The 17,812-nt window shown below is 71.9% G+C and carries 19 protein-coding genes and 3 tRNA genes; 4 read left to right on the top strand and 18 right to left on the bottom strand.

The features are described from left to right. Positions 1 to 8 precede the first annotated feature (8 nt). From lysS to tilS, 12 genes are all read right to left on the bottom strand, one after another. Positions 9 to 1,529: a lysine--tRNA ligase gene (gene lysS, locus ACOKGD_RS02235; protein ID WP_342337080.1), complete on the bottom strand. Its 1,521-nt coding sequence runs from the start codon at positions 1,527 to 1,529 to the stop codon at positions 9 to 11. Positions 1,530 to 1,565: 36 nt separating this feature from the next. Further along, complete coding sequence (locus ACOKGD_RS02230) at positions 1,566 to 2,267, bottom strand: DUF2520 domain-containing protein (protein WP_342337081.1); 702 nt, start codon at positions 2,265 to 2,267, stop codon at positions 1,566 to 1,568. Beyond that, positions 2,264 to 4,003, bottom strand: a complete 1,740-nt coding sequence (locus tag ACOKGD_RS02225; RefSeq protein ID WP_342337082.1) for a PH domain-containing protein — start codon at positions 4,001 to 4,003, stop codon at positions 2,264 to 2,266. Before ACOKGD_RS02225 ends, ACOKGD_RS02230 begins: the two co-directional genes overlap by 4 nt. Continuing rightward, positions 4,000 to 4,593, bottom strand: a complete 594-nt coding sequence (locus tag ACOKGD_RS02220; protein WP_342337083.1) for a PH domain-containing protein — start codon at positions 4,591 to 4,593, stop codon at positions 4,000 to 4,002. Before ACOKGD_RS02220 ends, ACOKGD_RS02225 begins: the two co-directional genes overlap by 4 nt. After that, positions 4,547 to 5,032, bottom strand: a complete 486-nt coding sequence (locus ACOKGD_RS02215) for a DUF3180 family protein (RefSeq protein WP_342337085.1) — start codon at positions 5,030 to 5,032, stop codon at positions 4,547 to 4,549. Before ACOKGD_RS02215 ends, ACOKGD_RS02220 begins: the two co-directional genes overlap by 47 nt. Further along, positions 5,029 to 5,565, bottom strand: a complete 537-nt coding sequence (folK, locus tag ACOKGD_RS02210) for a 2-amino-4-hydroxy-6-hydroxymethyldihydropteridine diphosphokinase (RefSeq protein WP_342337086.1) — start codon at positions 5,563 to 5,565, stop codon at positions 5,029 to 5,031. The genes ACOKGD_RS02215 and folK overlap by 4 nt, the downstream gene beginning before the upstream one ends. 73 nt (positions 5,566 to 5,638) lie before the next feature. Then, positions 5,639 to 6,070: a dihydroneopterin aldolase gene (gene folB, locus ACOKGD_RS02205; protein WP_342337087.1), complete on the bottom strand. Its 432-nt coding sequence runs from the start codon at positions 6,068 to 6,070 to the stop codon at positions 5,639 to 5,641. Position 6,071: 1 nt separating this feature from the next. Further along, entirely contained in the window at positions 6,072 to 6,863 is a 792-nt protein-coding gene (gene folP / locus ACOKGD_RS02200) for a dihydropteroate synthase (RefSeq protein WP_342337090.1), read from the bottom strand. Continuing rightward, entirely contained in the window at positions 6,860 to 7,510 is a 651-nt protein-coding gene (gene folE, locus ACOKGD_RS02195) for a GTP cyclohydrolase I (RefSeq protein WP_342337091.1), read from the bottom strand. The genes folP and folE overlap by 4 nt, the downstream gene beginning before the upstream one ends. 20 nt (positions 7,511 to 7,530) lie before the next feature. Then, entirely contained in the window at positions 7,531 to 9,537 is a 2,007-nt protein-coding gene (ftsH, locus tag ACOKGD_RS02190; protein WP_342337173.1) for an ATP-dependent zinc metalloprotease FtsH, read from the bottom strand. An 81-nt stretch (positions 9,538 to 9,618) separates the two neighbouring features. Next, positions 9,619 to 10,170, bottom strand: coding sequence for a hypoxanthine phosphoribosyltransferase (gene hpt, locus ACOKGD_RS02185; RefSeq protein ID WP_342337092.1), 552 nt, complete (start codon positions 10,168 to 10,170; stop codon positions 9,619 to 9,621). 9 nt (positions 10,171 to 10,179) lie between these two features. Next, entirely contained in the window at positions 10,180 to 11,175 is a 996-nt protein-coding gene (gene tilS, locus ACOKGD_RS02180) for a tRNA lysidine(34) synthetase TilS (protein ID WP_342337094.1), read from the bottom strand. Positions 11,176 to 11,281: 106 nt separating this feature from the next. On the opposite strand from tilS, the gene ACOKGD_RS02175 reads away from it, so the two are divergent. Further along, entirely contained in the window at positions 11,282 to 11,818 is a 537-nt protein-coding gene (locus ACOKGD_RS02175; protein WP_342337096.1) for an inorganic diphosphatase, read from the top strand. A gap of 52 nt (positions 11,819 to 11,870) precedes the next feature. Here the strand turns inward: ACOKGD_RS02175 and ACOKGD_RS02170 are convergent, their stop codons facing one another. Beyond that, the gene (locus ACOKGD_RS02170) at positions 11,871 to 13,373 is read right to left on the bottom strand and encodes a peptidoglycan DD-metalloendopeptidase family protein (protein WP_342337097.1); all 1,503 of its coding nucleotides are present in this window, start codon (positions 13,371 to 13,373) and stop codon (positions 11,871 to 11,873) included. A 199-nt stretch (positions 13,374 to 13,572) separates the two neighbouring features. Here ACOKGD_RS02170 and ACOKGD_RS02165 point away from each other — a divergent pair. From ACOKGD_RS02165 to ACOKGD_RS02155, 3 genes are all read left to right on the top strand, one after another. Then, positions 13,573 to 13,645, top strand: a tRNA-Glu gene (locus ACOKGD_RS02165). A 26-nt stretch (positions 13,646 to 13,671) separates the two neighbouring features. Then, a tRNA-Asp gene (locus ACOKGD_RS02160) sits at positions 13,672 to 13,745 on the top strand. Positions 13,746 to 13,818: 73 nt separating this feature from the next. Then, positions 13,819 to 13,894: transfer RNA gene (locus ACOKGD_RS02155), tRNA-Phe, on the top strand. 127 nt (positions 13,895 to 14,021) lie between these two features. Here ACOKGD_RS02155 and ACOKGD_RS02150 read toward each other — a convergent pair. From ACOKGD_RS02150 to ACOKGD_RS02130, 5 genes are all read right to left on the bottom strand, one after another. Next, positions 14,022 to 14,639 carry a hypothetical protein gene (locus tag ACOKGD_RS02150; protein WP_342337099.1) on the bottom strand — a complete coding sequence of 206 codons (618 nt, stop codon included), beginning with the start codon at positions 14,637 to 14,639 and terminating at the stop codon, positions 14,022 to 14,024. Further along, positions 14,636 to 15,478: an endonuclease/exonuclease/phosphatase family protein gene (locus ACOKGD_RS02145; RefSeq protein WP_342337101.1), complete on the bottom strand. Its 843-nt coding sequence runs from the start codon at positions 15,476 to 15,478 to the stop codon at positions 14,636 to 14,638. The genes ACOKGD_RS02150 and ACOKGD_RS02145 overlap by 4 nt, the downstream gene beginning before the upstream one ends. Positions 15,479 to 15,572: 94 nt before the next feature. Next, on the bottom strand, positions 15,573 to 15,866 hold the full coding sequence (locus ACOKGD_RS02140; protein ID WP_342337102.1) for a hypothetical protein: 294 nt from the start codon (positions 15,864 to 15,866) through the stop codon (positions 15,573 to 15,575). 113 nt (positions 15,867 to 15,979) lie between these two features. Further along, positions 15,980 to 16,639 (bottom strand): response regulator transcription factor, encoded by a 660-nt coding sequence (locus ACOKGD_RS02135; RefSeq protein ID WP_342337103.1) that lies wholly within the window; start codon positions 16,637 to 16,639, stop codon positions 15,980 to 15,982. Continuing rightward, complete coding sequence (locus ACOKGD_RS02130; protein WP_342337104.1) at positions 16,636 to 17,787, bottom strand: sensor histidine kinase; 1,152 nt, start codon at positions 17,785 to 17,787, stop codon at positions 16,636 to 16,638. The genes ACOKGD_RS02135 and ACOKGD_RS02130 overlap by 4 nt, the downstream gene beginning before the upstream one ends. Between the last annotated feature and the right edge of the window lie 25 nt (positions 17,788 to 17,812).

The raw sequence follows: 17,812 nt of genomic DNA, 5'->3' as shown, positions 1-17,812 counted from the left end.
GCGTGCCGTCACTTGACGAGCGGGAAGAGGATCGTCTCGCGGATGCCGAGGCCCGTGATCGCCATCAGCAGGCGGTCGATGCCCATGCCCATGCCGCCGGTCGGCGGCATGCCGTGCTCGAGCGCGCGCAGGAACTCCTCGTCGATGCGCATGGCCTCGTCGTCACCGCGGTCGGCGAGCTTGGCCTGCTCGACGAAGCGCTCGCGCTGGATGACGGGGTCGACGAGCTCCGAGTAGCCGGTGGCCAGCTCGAAACCGCGCACGTACAGGTCCCACTTCTCGACCACGCCGGCGATCGAGCGGTGCTCGCGCACGAGGGGGCTGGTGTCGACCGGGAAGTCCATGACGAAGGTCGGGCGCGTGAGGTGCTGCTTGACGAAGTGCTCCCAGAGCTCCTCCACGAGCTTTCCGTGCGTGACGTGCTTCGGGATCTCGACGCCGTTGTCGCCGGCGAGCTTCAGCAGCTCGTCGACCGTGGTGTCGGGAGTGACCTGCACGCCCGCGGCCTCCGACAGGGAGGGGTACATCGAGACGCGATCCCACTGGCCGCCGAGGTCGAACTCGGTGCCGTCGGCCCACGTGACCGTCGTCGATCCCGCGACGGCGATCGCGGCGTTCTGGATCAGCTCCTGCGTGAGGTCGGCGATGCCGTTGTAGTCGCTGTACGCCTGGTAGGCCTCGAGCATCGCGAACTCGGGGCTGTGCGTCGAGTCCGCTCCCTCGTTGCGGAAGTTGCGGTTGATCTCGAACACCCGATCGATGCCGCCGACGACCGCGCGCTTCAGGTAGAGCTCCGGGGCGATGCGCATGTAGAGCTCGGTGTCGAACGCGTTCGAGTGCGTGACGAACGGACGAGCCGACGCCCCACCCGGCTGCACCTGCAGCATCGGGGTCTCGACCTCGGTGAACTCGTGCGACGCGAACGTGCTGCGCAGGCTGGCGTTCACCGTGGCGCGCGCCTTGACCGTGGTGCGAGCGGTATCGCGCACGATCAGGTCGAGGAAGCGGCTGCGAACGCGGCTCTCCTCGTTGAGCTCGGTGTGCAGGTTGGGCAGCGGCAGGAGCGCCTTGGCCGCGATCTCCCAGGCCGACACCATGATCGACAGCTCGCCGCGGCGGCTCGAGATGATCTCGCCCGAGACGGCGACGTGGTCACCCAGGTCGACGAGGTCCTTCCAGCGCTGCAGCGACTCGTCCCCGACGTTCGCCAGCGAGATCATCGCCTGGATCCGCGATCCGTCGCCGGACTGCAGGCTCGCGAAGCAGAGCTTGCCGGTGTTGCGGCTGAAGACGATGCGGCCCGCGACGGCCGCCTGCTCGCCCGTCTCGGCGCCGGCCTCGAGGTCGCCGTACTGCGCGCGCAGGGCGGGGATCGTGTGGGTCACCGGGACCGACACCGGGTAGGCGCCGCCGGCGGCCGACGCGCGCTCGGCGATCAGCCGCTCGCGCTTGGCGAGACGCACGGCCTTCTGCTCGAAGATGTCCTCTTCGGTGGGCTCGGGTGCGTTCTCGGCGGGGGTCTCAGACATGCGCCCAATTCTATGGGCGTGCGGCTGAGCGCCTTTTCAGTCCTCCGGAGGCAGGATCACCGTCGGCGACGCCTCGGCCAGCGCGTGATCCACGGTCGAGCGCACCAGCGCCGACAGGTAGCCGCCGGGGTTCTCGATGCCGATGCCGCGCAGCAGCCCCGTGGCCTGGTGCACGATCTGGCGCGAGAACTCCGCCGCCGTGGCGATCGCCTCGGCGTACGCCGCCCGGTCCTCCTCGGCCACGACGATCGGCTCGCAACCGAGCTCGACGGCCAGGGCCTGCGCGATCGGGAGCACGGCCCCGGGCGCCGTGACGGCCGCGTACGAGGCGGCGAGCTGGCGCAGATCCATGCTCGTGCCGGTGAACGCGATCGCCGGGTGCACCGCGAGCGGGATGGCGCCCTGCTCGGCCGCCGGCCGCAGCACATCGATGCCGTAGGCGGGATCGGTGTGCAGCACGAGCTGCCCCATCTGCCATGCGCCGAGCTCGGCGAGGCCCGAGACGAGCCCGGGCAGCTCGCTGTGCGGCACGGCGACGATCACGAGCTCGCTGCGACGGGCCACCTCCAGGGCGTCGAGCACGGGCACCCCGGGCAGGATCGCGCTCACACGCTCGTCATCGGACCCGCTGGTGATGCCGGTGAGCGCGTGCCCCGCTCCGGCGAGCGCGGCGCCGACGATCGGGCCCACCCGCCCGGCGCCGATGATGCCGACGCCGAGCCGCCCGTCCCGCCTCATCCGAGCCCCTCCGGCGCAGCCGGCGCCACCGGCGCGGACGGAACGGCAGGGGCGAGCGGTGCTCCGGATGCTCCGTATGCGGCGGATGCGGCGCGGTGCTGCGACCAGCGGTGCGTCTGGTCGGCGCGGGCGGCCGCGACGGCCGCGGCGCTGACACGCTGTAGCAGCTCGATGGCGTCGTCTCGATCGAGGCCCACCACATGACCGGACACCGGCCCCACCACGGTGTGCACCTGAGCGGCGGCGACGCGCTGCAGGCGGTCGATCGGCCCCTGCTGCACCGATACAGCCTGCAGTCGGGCGAGCGGGTACACGGCGAGCTTGCGCCACACCATGCCTCGGCGGAACATCAGCGCCTCGCCGGTGAGGGCGAAGCCGTGCCGCTTCCACGAGAACGGCCGGCGCCACCAGGCGCGCGGGGCCATGGTCTTGTACGGGTCGACGGCGCCCGTGGTCGGCCCGAGCAGCCCGTCCTCCCACATCAGGGGGCCGTGCTCGACGGGCACTCCCGGCAGCAGCAGCGCCAGCACCCGCTCGACGTCGGCCCGTGTGCCGACCGGCAGCACGGTGTTGAACTGCTGCGCGCTGCCCGAGGCCTGCTGCTCGGCGCTCTTGCCGCTCATGCGGTTGATCCGGATCGTCCACCATCCGAACGGGCGCCACAGCAGCGACTGCGACACCTCGACCGCGTAGATGCGGCCGGGCGGCAGTGTCTCGGTGACGGTCGTCAGCAGGCCGAAGGTCACGCGGATCCCGTCCGGCGTCGGCGCGATCGCGTACCGCAGCGACTTCGAGATCTGCGCCCACATGATCGCCACGACGGCGAACGCCATCGGCACACCGGCGCCCAGGCCGATCGCCAGCGAGATGCCGCCCCACCCGGGCTCGTCGCCCGCGATCAGCAGCGGAACCAGCACCGAGCCGACCCACAGCACGCCGAAGCCGACGAGCCACCAGATGCCGTCGAGCAGGTAGGCGCCGATCAGGCGCCCGGCGGGGATGTGCACCACGCTCTCGGGCGCGACGTCCTGATGATCCACGCCCTCGATGAGGCCCGTGACGCCGTGGCTCAGCGAATCGACGAGGCGTTCGTGGGGCGGGCGCACGATCCCCTCGGCGGCGTCCCGCGCCGCCTCACGCGCCGCGCGGGCGCCGGAGGCGAGGCGCAGGATGTCGGCGCGCACCTCCTCGGCCTTCGTCGTCGAGAGGTACTCGAGATCGACGTTCGCGCCGGTGCCGGCGCCCAGCACCTCGAGCTTGGCCATGCCGATCAGGCGCATGGGGAAGGGCCGGGTCAGGTTGACGCCCTGCACCCGATCCAGCGGCGCGCGCCGGTGAGACCGGAACACGATGCCCTTGCGCACCTCGACCTCGTCATCCGAGATCCGGAACTGGTGGAAGCGCCAGATCATCCAGAAGATGCCGATGAGGATCACCAGGATCGCGAGCACCACCAGCAGCCCGACGACGATGAGGTTGTTCTCGACCAGGAAGCCGACCCATTCGTCCTCGGGGGCCGAGACGAGCTCCCCCGCCTCGGACGGCGCGAAGATCGAGATCGCCCAGAAGATGGCGTGATCGCGGAAGTTCGAGATGACCACACCCGCGACGATGATCAGCACCAGGCCGCCCTGGAACAGGGGCGTCAGCGGGTGCAGGCGGTGCCAGACGCCGTCGGCGAGCGATGACGTCCCGCCTCCCGCAAGCGGGGCAGCGGGCGCCTGCGGAGTGCTCACAGCCCGGTCCGGCGGGTCTCGGCGACCTCGATGAGGGTGTCGCGCAGCGCCTCGGACGCCCCGAGCGCGAGTCCGGGGATCTCGACGCCGCTCGTCGCGGCGGCCGTCACCATCTTGAGCTTGGAGATGCCGAACGCGCGGTCGAGCGGCCCGTGCGTGATGTCGATGAGCTGCATGCGGCCGTACGGCACGGCGACCATGCGCTGCCACAGGATCCCGCGGCGGAACACGAGGTCGTCGGCGCGCAGCATGTAGCCGAGCGCGCGGGCCTGCCGCGGCAGCACGATCTGCGCGAACAGCGTGATGCCCACGATGATCCCGGCCGCGATCGAGTGCCACCACTGGTCCGTGAACAGGCCGATCACAAGCCAGACCGCGACCGTGATGACGATCGCCGCGACGTTCTGCAGCGTCTGCGAGACGACGTACTTGGGCGAGATCTGGTGCCATGCCCCGTCGAGGGCGAGGCGGCCCGAGGCGCGGGGCTCGCGCAGGGTCGTGTACGTCCCCGCGTCCAGGATCGGGTCGACCCCGGGGGCCGGATCAGTGCGCGGGCTCTCCGGGCTGGGGGTCGTCGGGCTGTCGCTCATCGGGGTCCTTCGGGAGGCTGCAGAAATGCTCCGCGACCAGGGCCGCCGCCACCAGCACGGCGCCCGCCGCGATGGTCGCGATGGTCGTCGCCATCGAGCCTAGCGCCGGGGTCACGGGCCGTGTCGAGACGTAGAGCAGCAGGCCGGCGGCGGCACCGCCGAAGACCGCGCCCACCACGCTCGATGCCTTCGCGAGGATCGCGATCCTCACCGCGGCGAAGGGGTCCACCTTCGGGGCGCCGGGGGTGCGGACCGATCGGCGGACCGGCAGCGCGAGCCCGACGCAGAGCAGGCCCAGCAGGGCGAGCAGGATCGGCAGCCCGATGGCGGGCGTGAACGTCGGTCGCCCCCCGAGGGTGAGGAGATGATCGGCCAGGAACCCGACCCCGCCGCCGAGGACGGCCGCGACGATGAGGGCGAGGGGCGATGTGCGCTTCACGCCGACCCCTCCCGCAGCGCGGCGAGCAGGTCGGCGACGCGGCCGCGGCCGGGCAGCACGGCGTCCGGATCGACCTGCAGCCACGGGGCGAGGACGAAGTCGCGCTCGTGGGCGCGCGGGTGCGGCAGCAGCAGGCTCTCGTCGTCCGAGACGACGTCGCCGTACGCGATGAGATCGAGGTCGAGGGTGCGGGCCCCCCAGCGCTCGCGACGCTCGCGACCGTGCCGGGCCTCGATCGCGTGCAGCATGCCGAGCAGCACCGACGGAGCCAGACGCGTCGACACCAGCGCGACGCCGTTCAGGTAGCGCGGGGCCGTCTCGTCCGGCCCGTCGACGGTCACGGCGATCGACTCGATCGGATCCGAGGCCCGCACCTCGTCGACCAGCGGCAGGCGCCGCAGCTCGGCGATGGCGTCGTCGAGGGTCGCGGCCCGCTCCCCCAGGTTCGCCCCCAGGGCCACCACGGCCGTCACGGCCGGACGCTGCCCGCGCGCGGGCGGAGCGCCGAGCGGGCGGGTGAGGTCCTTGCTCATGCGAGCCACCTCCCGGGGCTGGTCGCGCGGGGTGCCGCCGCGGCGGCGCGGAACGGGGTGGCGCAGGTGGCGATCACGACAGCTCCACGGGGGAGGACGGGTAGCGCGCCGACGTCCAGGACACCGAGACGTCCTCGAACTGCAACGCGATCGGCGCCTGCGGCTTGTGCACGGTGACCCGCGTGACGGAGATCCTCGGGTCCTCCATGACGGCGTCGGCAAGACGGCGGGCGAGCGTCTCGATGAGGTTGACGGGCTCGCCGCCGACGATCGCGGCCATCTTCTCGGCCAGCTCCCCGTAATGCACGGTGTCGACGACGTCGTCGCTCGCCGCCGCCCGCTCGGCGACGCCCTCGGCGAGCTGCAGGTTCACGTCGATGACGAACTCCTGCCCGTTCTCGCGCTCGAAGTCGAAGACCCCGTGGCGCCCGAAGACGCGCAGGCCCTTCAGCTCGATCTCTCCCGTCGACTCCTCGATCAGCTCGACGGCCTCGTCGGATGTCATGTCAGCCCCTCCAGGCGTCGAGCACCGCGAGCGCATCGCGCGTCGCGGCGACGTTGTGCACACGCACCGCGTGCACCCCCTGCTGCGCCGCGAGCACGCTGGTGACCGCGGTCGCGAGATCCTTCTGATCCTGCGTCGCCTCGTCGCCGAGGGCGGAGACGAGGAACCTCTTGCGCGACGTGCCGATCAGGATCGGGTACCCGAGCGCCTCGATGGCGGCGAGCTCGCGCAGCAGCGCCCAGTTCTGCTCGCCGGCCTTCGCGAACCCGACACCCGGGTCCAGGATGATCCGGTCTGGGTGCACACCGGCGGCCAGCGCGGCGTCGGCCCGCTCGCGCAGCTCGGCCGCGACGTCGGCGCCGATGGAGTCGTAGGACGCGCGGGCGTACATGTCGGCGGACGGCCCGCGCCAGTGACCGAGTGCCACCGTCGCCCCCGTCTCGGCGACGACGTCGAGGAGCGCCGGGTCGGCCAGCCCGCCCGAGACGTCGTTCACGATGCGGGCGCCGGCGGCGACGGCCTCGCGCGCCGTCGCGGCCCGGTACGTGTCGATGCTCACCACGGCGCCGTCGGCGGCGAGGGCGGTGACAACGGGCAGGATGCGCCGGATCTCCTCGTCGGCCCCGACGGGCTGGGAGCCGGGCCGCGTCGACTCGCCCCCGACATCGAGGACGTGCGCGCCCTGGGCCCGCAGCGCGCGGCCGTGCGCGATCGCAGCGGACGGATCGAGGTAGCGGCCGCCGTCGGAGAACGAGTCGGGCGTGACGTTGACGACGGCCCAGATCTCGGTCATCGGGCGTCGCCCGCGGTGTCATCGGCGCCGGCACGGCCGTGCGCGCTCGCGGGCGACGCGGCGGACGGCGGCGCGATCAGCGCGATGATCTCGGCGCGGGCGGACGGCTCGGCCAGCTCGCCGCGGGCGGCCACCGTGAGCGTGGACGAGTCGGACTGGCGCGAGCCCCGCATCGTCACGCACTGGTGCTGGGCGTCGAGCACCACGAGCACGCCGCGGGCGTCGAGCGACGAGGCGACGGTGTCGGCGATCTGCTCGCCGAGGCGCTCCTGCACCTGCGGGCGGGCGGCGAGGATGTCGACGACCTTCGGCAGGGCGCCGAGCCCGACGACCTGCTCCCCCGGCAGGTACGCGATGTGCGCGCGGCCGGCGAAGGGAAGCAGGTGATGCTCGCACACCGAGCGGAACCGGATGTCGCGCAGCACCACCGCACCGGACGGGATCGTGTCGGGGGCGGGGCCGTGCGACACGCTGATCGTGTGCGCGAGCGGCTCGGACGGATCCTCGCCGACGCCCGCGAAGAACTCGGCGTACGCGTCGGCCACCCGCTGCGGCGTCTGCTTGAGACCCGGGCGATCCGGATCCTCGCCGATCGCGATCAGCAGCTCGGTCACCAGCGCGGCGACGCGCTCCCTGTCGACGGACATCCGTTCGTCCCGGGGCGTCGTCAGGCGGTGGCCGGGCGCGTCTGCGGTCCGGTGACGGGGTGAGCCGTGGGAGCCGGCGCGGGCTGGTCCGAGGCGACGGTGGCGGCGACCGCGACCTGGTCGGCGCGACGCGGCACCTGCACGGGCGGCAGGGTCGAGACGGGGCGCTCCTCGCTCGAGAGCCACTGCGGGCGCGGCGGCAGCTTGCGGACGTCCTTGAAGATGTCCTCGAGCTGGTTGTGGTCGAGGGTCTCCTTCTCGAGCAGCTCGAGGGCGAGACGGTCGAGCACGTCGCGGTTGGCGTTGATGACCTCGTACGCCTCGTTGTGCGCCTGCTCGATGAGCCCGCGCACCTCGGCGTCGATGCGCTCGGCGACCCGCTCGGAGTACTCGCGGCCGTGACCCATGTCGCGGCCCATGAACACCTCGCCGCTGGCGGAGGCCAGCTTGACGGGGCCCACGTCAGTGGTCATGCCGTACTCGGTGACCATCTTGCGGGCGATGCCCGTGGCCTTCTCGATGTCGTTCGAGGCGCCGGTGGTGGGGTCGTGGAACACGATCTCCTCGGCGACGCGACCGCCCATGGCGTAGGCGAGCTGATCCTGCAGCTCGTTGCGCGTGACCGAGTACTTGTCCTCGAGCGGCAGCACCATCGTGTAGCCGAGCGCCTTGCCGCGGGGCAGGATCGTGATCTTGGTGACCGGGTCGGTGTGGTTCATCGCCGCCGCCGCGAGCGCGTGACCGCCCTCGTGGTACGCGGTGATGAGCTTCTCCTTGTCGTTCATCACGCGGGTGCGGCGCTGCGGGCCGGCGATGACGCGGTCGATGGCCTCGTCGAGCGCGCGGTTGTCGATGAGCTGCGCGTTCGAGCGGGCCGTCAGCAGGGCGGCCTCGTTGAGCACGTTGGCGAGATCGGCACCGGTGAAGCCCGGCGTCTTGCGGGCCACGACGTCGAGGTCGACGCTGTCGGCCAGCGGCTTGCCGCGGCCGTGCACGTCGAGGATCTTGCGGCGACCGGCGAGATCCGGGGCGTCGACGCCGATCTGACGGTCGAAGCGGCCGGGGCGCAGCAGCGCCGGGTCTAGGATGTCGGGGCGGTTCGTCGCCGCGATGACGATGACGTTCTGCTTGGGGTCGAAGCCGTCCATCTCGACGAGCATCTGGTTCAGCGTCTGCTCGCGCTCGTCGTGACCGCCGCCCATGCCTGCGCCGCGGTGGCGGCCGACGGCGTCGATCTCGTCGATGAAGATGATCGCGGGCGAGTTCTCCTTCGCCTGCGTGAACAGGTCGCGGACGCGGCTCGCGCCGACACCCACGAACATCTCGACGAAGTCCGATCCCGAGATCGAGTAGAACGGCACCCCGGCCTCGCCGGCGACGGCGCGGGCGAGCAGGGTCTTGCCGGTTCCGGGAGGGCCGTACAGCAGGGCGCCCTTGGGGATCTTGGCGCCGAGCGCCTGGTACTTGGCCGGATCCTTCAGGAAGTCCTTGATCTCGGCGAGCTCCTCGAGCGCCTCGTCGGCACCCGCGACGTCGGCGAACGTGACGTCCGGGTGCTCCTTGTTCGAGAGCTTGGCGCGCGACTTGCCGAACTGCATGACCTTGCCGCCGCCACCCTGGGCGCTCGACAGCAGGAACCAGAACAGGACTCCGAGCAGCAGCATCGGCAGCAGCAGCGACAGCAGGCTGTCGAACCAGGAGGCGCGCGGGACGGCGTCGTTGAAGCCGTCCTTCGGCTCGGCCTTCTCGACCGCCGCGACCACCTCGTCGGCACGCGCGCCGACGTAGTAGAACTGCACGTCCGTCGCGCCGTCATGGGCCTTCGACAGATGCAGGTCGACGCGCTGGTCGCCGTCGGTGATGAGCACCTTCTCGACGGTGTCACCCGCGAGCAGCTCGAGACCCTGCTGGGTCGTCACCTGACGGGTTCCCGTGAGACTCGAGATCAGCGAGAAGCCGACCACGAGAAGAAGGCCGATCAGCAGCACATAGATCAGCGGATTGCGCGTCAGCTTCTTGAAGTCCATGGTTCCGCTCACGTTACCCGGGGATGCCTATGCCTTCACCGGGATTCGCCCATGGCGTACGGGTGAGCCGTACTCGGCCCCTCAGGCGTAGACGTGCGGTGCGAGCACGGCGACGTCGCGGAGGTTGCGGTAGCGCTCGGCGTAGTCGAGGCCGTAGCCGACGACGAACTCGGTGGGGATGTCGAAGCCGAGGTAGCGGCAATCGATCTCGACCTTCGCGGCCTCGGGCTTGCGGAGGAGCGCAAGCACCTCGACCGACTCGGCCCCGCGCGAGGCGAAGTTCTCGAGCAGCCAGCTCAGCGTCAGACCCGAGTCGATGATGTCCTCGACGATCAGCACGTGCCAGCCGCCCAGATCGGTGTCGAGGTCCTTCCGGATCTGCACGACGCCGCTCGACTTCGTGGAGCTGCCGTAGCTGGAGACGGCCATCCAGTCCATGGCGATGTCGCGCTTGAGGTGACGCGCGAAGTCGGCCATGACCATGACCGCGCCCTTCAGCACGCCGACGAGGAGGAGCCGCTTGCCCTCGTAGTCCTGCTCGACCTGACGCGCGAGCTCTGCGAGCTTGACGTCGATCTGCTCCTCGGTGACGAGGACGGTCGTGAGGTCGTTCGGGATGTCGGCCGCGCGCATGTGCCGAGTCTACGTGCGGGAAGTGAAGATGATCAGGGCGTTCTCGCGGCTTGCCGTGCACGACGGCAGGTCGATCGGGCCCTGGCCGGACCAGTGGGTCGCGAGGCGGGCGACCTCGAGCGTCTGGACGCGCGTGAGGGCGGCGCCGAACTCGGCCTGCACGACGTGGCGGATGATCCGGTGGCGCAGCGCGGGAGGGTTCGCGGCGAGCGCGGCGACCGACACGGCGATGCCGGCCTCGGCGTGCTCGACGATGTCCTCGATGGTCTCGTCGATCATGTCGGCGAAGGCCTCGGAGTCCTCGCGCAGCTGCTCGGCCGTGCGGGCCAGCGCCTCGGCGATGCCCGGGCCGAGCTCGCGCTCGAGGACGGGCAGGACGCGCTCGCGCACCCGGACGCGCGAGAAGCGGGCGTCCGAGTTGTGCGGGTCCTCCCACGGCTCGAGCCCCTGGGCGGCGCACGCGCCGACCGTGGTCTCGCGGCGCAGGCCCAGCAGCGGACGCACCCACCGCACACCTCGCTCGTCCTCGCGGACCGGCGCCATACCGGCGAGGCTCGTGCCGCCCGCACCGCGTGCGAGGCCGAGCAGCACCGTCTCGGCCTGGTCATCGAGCGTGTGCCCGAGGAAGACGGCTGCGGCCCCCGCGTCGGCCGCCGCATCGCGCAGCACCGAGTAGCGGGCCTCGCGCGCCGCGGCCTCGAGGCCGCCGGCCGCCCGGACGTCCGAACCGATCTCGACCGCGACGATGAGCGGATCGATCCCGAGGGCCGCCGCCTTGTCGCCCGCGGCGCGCGCGATCCGATCCGATCCCTCCTGCAGGCCGTGATCGACGGTCACGCTGGCGACGCGGATGCCGCGCGCCCTGGCCTCGTGCGCGACCGCGGCAGCGAGCGCCAGCGAGTCGGCCCCGCCGGACAGCGCGACGAGCACGACCGACCCCTCGGGCACGTCCGAGAGGGCGGTGCGGACGGCGAGACGGGTGGCGGCGACGGCAGGATCGAGCACGCGTCTACGCTAGCGGGACGCCGCGGCGGGCCACCGCCCCGACGACGGCGGCGAAGCCAACTAGGCTGGCTCCGGCAGATCCCCTGATTTTCAAGGAGCAACCGGCATGGGCGCCTACGACGCAGTCATCGAGATCCCGCGCGGCAGCCGCGTGAAGTACGAGGTCGACCACGGCACGGGCCGGGTCTTCCTCGACCGTGTGCTGTACACGACGTTCGGCTACCCGACCGACTACGGGTTCTTCGAGAACTCGCTCGGCGAGGACGGCGACCCGCTGGACGTCCTGGTCGTCATGGACCACTCGGTCTATCCGGGTGTGGGTGTGAAGGTGCGCCCCGTGGCCGTCCTGAAGATGTCGGACGAGGCCGGCGGCGACGACAAGGTCATCGCGGTGCTCGCGAAGGACCCGCGCTGGGAGCACATCCAGGACATCGACGACCTGGCCGAGTACACGAAGAAGGAGATCGCGCACTTCTTCGAGCACTACAAGGACCTCGAGCCCAACAAGTGGGTCAAGGTCGACGCCTGGGGCGACGCCGCCGAGGCCGAGCGCCTGGTGACCGAGGCCTACGAGCGCTTCGAGCAGCACGAGCAGCAGACCCGCACCCAGGGTGCCGGCGAGGCGCCGAACACGCGCGACTGACGCACAGACATACGGAAAGGGCCCGGCTTGCGCCGGGCCCTTTCTCGTGGGTTCAGTACGTGTTGACGCCGCGCGCCGACATCCAGGGGCCGGGATCCGTCGTGCCGCCGCCGACGTAGACCTCGAAGTGCACGTGGCAGCCGAACGAGTTTCCGGTGTTGCCCTCGTAGGCGATGACCTGGCCGGCGCGCACGTACTGGCCGTAGCCGACGATGATGCCGCCGTTGACGATGTGGCCGTAGCCGGTGCCGACGCCGCCGCCGTGGTCGAGGCGGATGTAGTTGCCGTAGCCGCCGTTGTAGCCGGCGTAGACGACGGTGCCGTTGGCGGCCGCGTAGATCGGCGAGCCGCAGCCGGCCGCGAGGTCGATGCCGGCGTGCATGGTCGAACCGCAGTAGCTCGGGCCGCACATGCGCGGGCGGCGGCCGTAGCCCGAGGTGCGCCAGCCGTCGCTGGGGCGAGCCCAGCCGCTGCCCTGGGCTGCGCCACCCGTGGTGGCGCCTCCGCCGCCGGGTGCGGGCGCACCGCCCCCGCCGCCGGCGTTCGCGGCGGCCTCGGCCGCGGCGCGGGCGGCGGCATCGCGAGCGGCCTGCTCGCGCGCGGCCTTCGCGGCGGCGGCGGCCGCGGCCGCGCGGCGCTGCTCTTCGAGGCGACGCTGCTCTTCCTCGTACGCCTTCTTCTGCGCGACGCCGGCCTCGTAGTCGGCGACCGTCTTGCTCGTGGTGTCGCGCAGGGCCGAGAGCTGGGCCTCGAGGGTGACCATGTGGGTCTGCTGGTCGGCGAGCGCCTGCTCGGCCGCCAGCTGCGCGTTCTGCGCGGCGATCATCTTCTCTTCGGCGATCGTCTGCAGACGGTCGCGCTCGGTGCGGGCGACCTCTGCCTGATCCGACAGGCTCTGGGCCGAGTCGCGGGCCGCGACGGCCTCGGCGTAGATGGTCTCGCTGCCGCCGATGAGCTTGTCCATCTGGCCGAGCTTGGTGAGCAGGTCGTCGGCGTTCTGCGCGGATCCGGCGAACAGGACCTCGAGCGAGGTGCTGTCGCCGCCGGTGCGCGAGAGCTGCGACGCCACACGGGCCGCGTTCGTGGCGGCGGTATCGGCGATGGCGGCCTGGTCGTCGGCCTGCTTCTGCAGCTCCTGCGCCGTGAAGTCGGCCTCGAAGAACGCCTGCTGGGCCTCGTAGAACTCGTTGGCGGCCGCCTCGGCCGCGGCCTGCGCCTCGGCGACGCGCTGCTGCAGCTGCGCGATCATCGCCTCGAGGCGGGTGATCTCGCCTTCCTTGGCGCTCTGGTTGCCCTTGGCCGCGACGACGTCGTCCCACGTGGGGTAGTCGTCGGGGTTGTAGGTGACGGCGAAGGCCGCTCCGCCGCCTGTGCTGATGCCGACGCCGAGAGCGATCGCACCCGTGGTCGCGAGCGCGAGGGCGCTGCGACGGGTGATGGGGCTCCATGATGTGGGGGCCCAGAAGCGCGCGCGCTCGGCCACGGTGGGAGCGCAGTCGCACTCCTCCGCCGAGGCCTCCGGGGCGTCCATCGGGGTGGTCCGCGCCTTATTCACATCAGTCACACTAACAACACCCGTCACATGGGGAACAGAGCCGGTCCCACCGTGCGGGGCAGGGTTCGACGTCGCGCGGGGGCCAGCCCATCATGGGGGCGACTCGCCCGGGATGCGGGAGGACGCGCCCCGAATTGGAGAATCCGGCGCGGTGCGCTTAAGCTATTCCAGTCGGCACGTGAGCCCCGAGGTTCACTTCGGCCCCATCGTTTAGCGGCCTAGGACGCCGCCCTTTCACGGCGGTAGCACGGGTTCGAATCCCGTTGGGGTCACACGTTCTGATACAATTCCATAGTTTGGCCCTGTAGCGCAGTTGGTTAGCGTGCCGCCCTGTCACGGCGGAGGTCGCGGGTTCAAGTCCCGTCAGGGTCGCTCCAAGCGACGGGCCTTCTCATTCGGGAAGGCCTTTCGTATAGGAACGGCAGCAAGCAGTACCCGCCGTTTCGGCTCTGTAGCTCAGTTGGTAGAGCGCACGACTGAAAATCGTGAGGTCACGGGATCGACGCCCGTCGGAGCCACCACAGAAACCCCCGGTTCGCCGGGGGTTTCGTCGTTTCCGGGAGGATGCTCCCTCACGGTGTTGCGCCGTCTTGAACCGGCCCCCGGGCGATGACGCGAAGGGCGAGCGGGTCGGCGACTACCTGCTGGTCAGCCGTTCCGGCCCCTGAAGACGAGACTGTCCGGGCTGCGCACGGGAGGCTCGACCATCCGCACACGCGAGGCGATGACTCCCGCCAGCAGCGCGCCGAGGCCACCCGCCGCCATGTCGCCGATCGTGTCGACGTAGGCGACGAAGATCTCCTCCGTGACGAAGGTGTACCCGGCCCACTCGATCATCTCCCAGATGGCGCTGATCGCCAGGCCGGTCATGCCGACGATCACGATCGGCACGCGGGCGGCCTGGCCCTCGTCGAGGCCACCCGGCACCACGCCGATGCGGGAGGCCAGCACGAACAGCATGAGCGAGAGGACACCGGTGCACACGAAGTGCACCACGAGATCCCAGCCGGGCACCGTGCGGTACAGATCGAAGACGTTGCTCCACGAGGCGACGAGCACGCTCACGCAGTAGATGATGTCGAACGCGGCGCGCGCCCCCAGGAACCGGGGGAGGACGAGGGCCGGGAGCCCGATCGCGACGATGCCCGCGTCGGTGCCGCCCCATCCGATCGCGGCGATGAACACGCTCAGGAACCCCACGACGCGGACGGCGTCGGCGAGCCACTCGCCCGGGGTGACCGGGGGCCGCAGGAAGCGCTCGATCACGCGGCCACCGCCCGCTGCCGCACAACCGCCTGCACGGGCAGGTGATCCGACGGCCATCCGCCGAGCGTCGGGCGCCCCTCGATGCCAGCGCGCGCCACATCGAACCCGCGTGTGTGGATCGCGTCGATCCGGTTGCCGCCGGCGCGGGGACGACCGCCGAGAACATGCGTCGACCACTCGGGGCTCACACGCGCGCGGGCGATCGCCCAGCTGTCGTCGAGCCCCGCCCCCTCGAGGATGCGGCGCGGCGGGGATGCCGGCCCCGCGTTGAAGTCACCCGTCACGATCACGGCACCGTCGCCCACCCGCGCGACGATCGCCTCCGCGGCCCGCCGGCGCGCCAGAGGGGACAGCACGTCGAGGTGCGTGTTGACCACCGTGAATCGCTCCCCCGTGACGCGGTCGAGGAACACCGCCCGGACGAAGACCCGGGGAAACAGCGACCCCCACGAGAGCGACCCCGGCACGTCCGGGGTCCGCGAGAGGGCACCCTGCTCGCCCTCGACGAGAGCGAGTCGGGTCGCGTCGTAGAGCAGCGGACATCCCTCGCCGGTGCCTCCCGCGTCGCGACCGTGCCCGAGAAGGCGGTAGTCGCCGCCGAGAGCCGACCGAAGCAGCGCCGCCTGATGCGGCAGCACCTCCTGCGCGCCGAGCAGCGTCGGGCGCTCGCGCTGCAGCAAGGCGCGGATGCGGTCGCGGCGACGACGCCACGGGGCGGACGCGGCACGGGCGCGGAGCACGTTGAAGGTCATGATCGACAGATCCGGTGGCTGCACGGCGCCGACGAGCGGATCGCTCCCCCGCGCGCCGGCGGGGTCACCTGACGCGTGTGAGCCCATCCCTCGAGTATGAGGCCCCCGGCCCCGCACCCGCCCGGGACCGCAGAGAGACCCCCTCCACCGGAGGGGATCTCGTCGTCCGCGAGCGATGCCGCTAGCGCCGCGGCTGGTCGGCGCGCAGCACCTCGAGGCGGGCGCGGTACTCCTGCTCGTCGATGTCGCCGTTCGCGAACCGGCTGGCGAGCGTCGACTCGGCCGACGGGCCCGAGTGGCCGCCCCAGCCGCCCCCGCGGAAGCGCGGCCCGCGCCGGATGAACACCGCCAGCAGGATGAAGAAGCCGATCCAGAAGAGCGGCACCAGCAGGAACAGCCAGCCGGGCCCGCCGCCCCACGGGCCGGGCCCGTGCGCGATGACGTCCTGGGCTTGAACGAGTGCTTCGGTGAACATGATGCGTCCTTTCGCGGATGATGCGGCCCGTGATCCGACCGCTCATCCAGGCTCGCGAGCATCTGCGATCCGCACATCCGCCGGCGGGAGGCACTCGCTGTCTCCCCCGGGAGTCATCTCCAGCCGGGCTTCACCAGTCCCGAGTCGTACGCGAGCACAACGAGCTGCACGCGGTCGCGCGCGCCGAGCTTGCCCATCATCCGCGAGACATGCGTCTTGGCGGTGAGCGGGCTGAGGAACAGGCGCTGGGCGATCTCGTCGTTGGTGAGGCCCTGCCCGATCAGCACCAGCACCTCGCGCTCCCGATCGGTCAGCATGCTGAGCTCGGCGCCCCCCGGCGCGCGCACGCCGTCGGCCACGCGCGCGAGCAGGCGCCGCGTGACCCCGGGGCTCAGCAGCGCGTCGCCGCTCGCCGCGACCCGCACCGCGCGGATCAGCTCGGACGGCTCGGAATCCTTCACGAGGAAGCCGCTCGCCCCGGACAGGATCGCCTCGGTCACGTACTCGTCGAGCTCGAAGGTCGTCACCACCACCACGTGGATGTCCCCGAGCGCGGCGTCGGCGACGATCTCGCGCGTGGCCCACAGGCCGTCGCGCCCGGGCATCCGGATGTCCATCAGGAAGACGTCGGGGCGGTGCTCGCGCGCGACGCGCACGGCCTCCTCGCCGCTCGCCGCGTCGCCCACGACCTCCATGTCGGGCTCGGCATCCAGCAGGGCACGGAAGCCCGCCCGGATCAGCTGCTGGTCGTCGGCGATCGCGACCCGGATCATCCTGTCTCTCCCTCCGCCGGGATGCGGGCGACAACCGCGAAGCCGACGCCGCGGGGGCCGGCCTCCAGCGTGCCGCCGAGGAGCGCAGCGCGCTCGCGCATGCCGAGAATGCCGCGGCCGCTGCCGCTCGCCGGCTCGACCGGACGCGTGGCGCCCTCGTCCACGACCTCGGCGACGGCCGCACCCCGCTCCCACCGCAACCCGACGCGCACGCGGGCGCCCGGTGCGTGCCGGGCGGCGTTGGTGAGCGCCTCGCGCAGGATCCGGTGCAGCGCGAGCTCGACCGTGCCGGTCGGCCGCGGGTCGAGGCGATCGTCGAGCTCGACCGTGAGCCCCAGGCGCTCGGCGTCGCGGACCAGGTCGGGCAGCGTCGACAGATCCGGCTCGGGGGTCAGCGCCGCCGCCTCGTCGCCGCGCAGCACACCGAGCACCTGCCGCACCTCGTCGAGCGCCTGCGTGGAGGTGCGCCGGATGTCGCGGAGCGTGTCCTGCGCCCGCTGCGGGTCGCGATCCGCGAGGTGGATCGCCACGCCCGCCTGCACGGAGATCGACGACAGCGAGTGGGCGAGGACGTCGTGCAGCTCGCGCGCGATGCGCACCCGCTCGCGCTCGGCCTCGGTCCGGCGGCGCTCCTCGAACGACGCGCGCATCCGCGCCATCCTGTCGTGCCGGGTGCGGACGGCGAGGCTGACGGCGAGCGTGACGCCGGAGGCGATCACCACGAGCATCGACGGGAGGAAGATGACGCGGACGCCGAAGATCGCGGCCGCCGACAGCGGCACCAGCACCGATCCGGCGGTGACACCGGCCGCCCACCACACCGCGCCGTATCGCACACCGCGCGCGATCGCGAGCAGCAGAGGCAGCAGCGCGAAGGGAGGCGGCGCCGGATACGCGGCGAGCGCGACGATGGCGAGCCCGCCCGAGAGGACGACCCCGAGGGTGGGGTGACGGTCGATCAGCAGCAGCGCGACCGCCGCGCCGACCGTGGCCGCCGCCGAGACCCAGAGCACGCCCGCGGGCATCCACCACAGGGCGCGGCCCAGCGATGCGGTGGCCGCGAGCATCGAGACGGCGAAGGCGATCCAGCGGCCCCTGCGCGGATCGCGGGCCTCGCCCCAGGCATCGGGAAGGGCGGGCGCGGGCATGGCGTCAGCGTAGCGACGCGCACGC

The organism is Microbacterium phosphatis (assembly GCF_049177115.1).
Taxonomy (GTDB): Bacteria; Actinomycetota; Actinomycetes; order Actinomycetales; family Microbacteriaceae; genus Microbacterium; species Microbacterium phosphatis.
The sequence above is the reverse complement of the archived record's forward strand: the minus strand, read 5'-3'. Positions and strand labels throughout refer to the sequence as shown.

Excerpts from the sequence above, each read along its gene's own strand:
- folK (WP_342337086.1), bottom strand. The coding sequence starts at position 5,565 with ATGAGCAAGGACCTCACCCGCCCGCTCGGCGCTCCGCCCGCGCGCGGG.
- ACOKGD_RS02145 (WP_342337101.1), bottom strand. The coding sequence starts at position 15,478 with ATGGGCTCACACGCGTCAGGTGACCCCGCCGGCGCGCGGGGGAGCGAT.
- hpt (WP_342337092.1), bottom strand. The coding sequence starts at position 10,170 with ATGCGCGCGGCCGACATCCCGAACGACCTCACGACCGTCCTCGTCACC.
- folB (WP_342337087.1), bottom strand. The coding sequence starts at position 6,070 with ATGACATCCGACGAGGCCGTCGAGCTGATCGAGGAGTCGACGGGAGAG.
- ftsH (WP_342337173.1), bottom strand. The coding sequence starts at position 9,537 with ATGGACTTCAAGAAGCTGACGCGCAATCCGCTGATCTATGTGCTGCTG.
- lysS (WP_342337080.1), bottom strand. The coding sequence starts at position 1,529 with ATGTCTGAGACCCCCGCCGAGAACGCACCCGAGCCCACCGAAGAGGAC.
- ACOKGD_RS02140 (WP_342337102.1), bottom strand. The coding sequence starts at position 15,866 with ATGTTCACCGAAGCACTCGTTCAAGCCCAGGACGTCATCGCGCACGGG.
- folP (WP_342337090.1), bottom strand. The coding sequence starts at position 6,863 with ATGACCGAGATCTGGGCCGTCGTCAACGTCACGCCCGACTCGTTCTCC.
- ACOKGD_RS02135 (WP_342337103.1), bottom strand. The coding sequence starts at position 16,639 with ATGATCCGGGTCGCGATCGCCGACGACCAGCAGCTGATCCGGGCGGGC.
- ACOKGD_RS02175 (WP_342337096.1), top strand. The coding sequence starts at position 11,282 with ATGGGCGCCTACGACGCAGTCATCGAGATCCCGCGCGGCAGCCGCGTG.
- folE (WP_342337091.1), bottom strand. The coding sequence starts at position 7,510 with ATGTCCGTCGACAGGGAGCGCGTCGCCGCGCTGGTGACCGAGCTGCTG.
- ACOKGD_RS02230 (WP_342337081.1), bottom strand. The coding sequence starts at position 2,267 with ATGAGGCGGGACGGGCGGCTCGGCGTCGGCATCATCGGCGCCGGGCGG.
- ACOKGD_RS02130 (WP_342337104.1), bottom strand. The coding sequence starts at position 17,787 with ATGCCCGCGCCCGCCCTTCCCGATGCCTGGGGCGAGGCCCGCGATCCG.
- ACOKGD_RS02220 (WP_342337083.1), bottom strand. The coding sequence starts at position 4,593 with ATGAGCGACAGCCCGACGACCCCCAGCCCGGAGAGCCCGCGCACTGAT.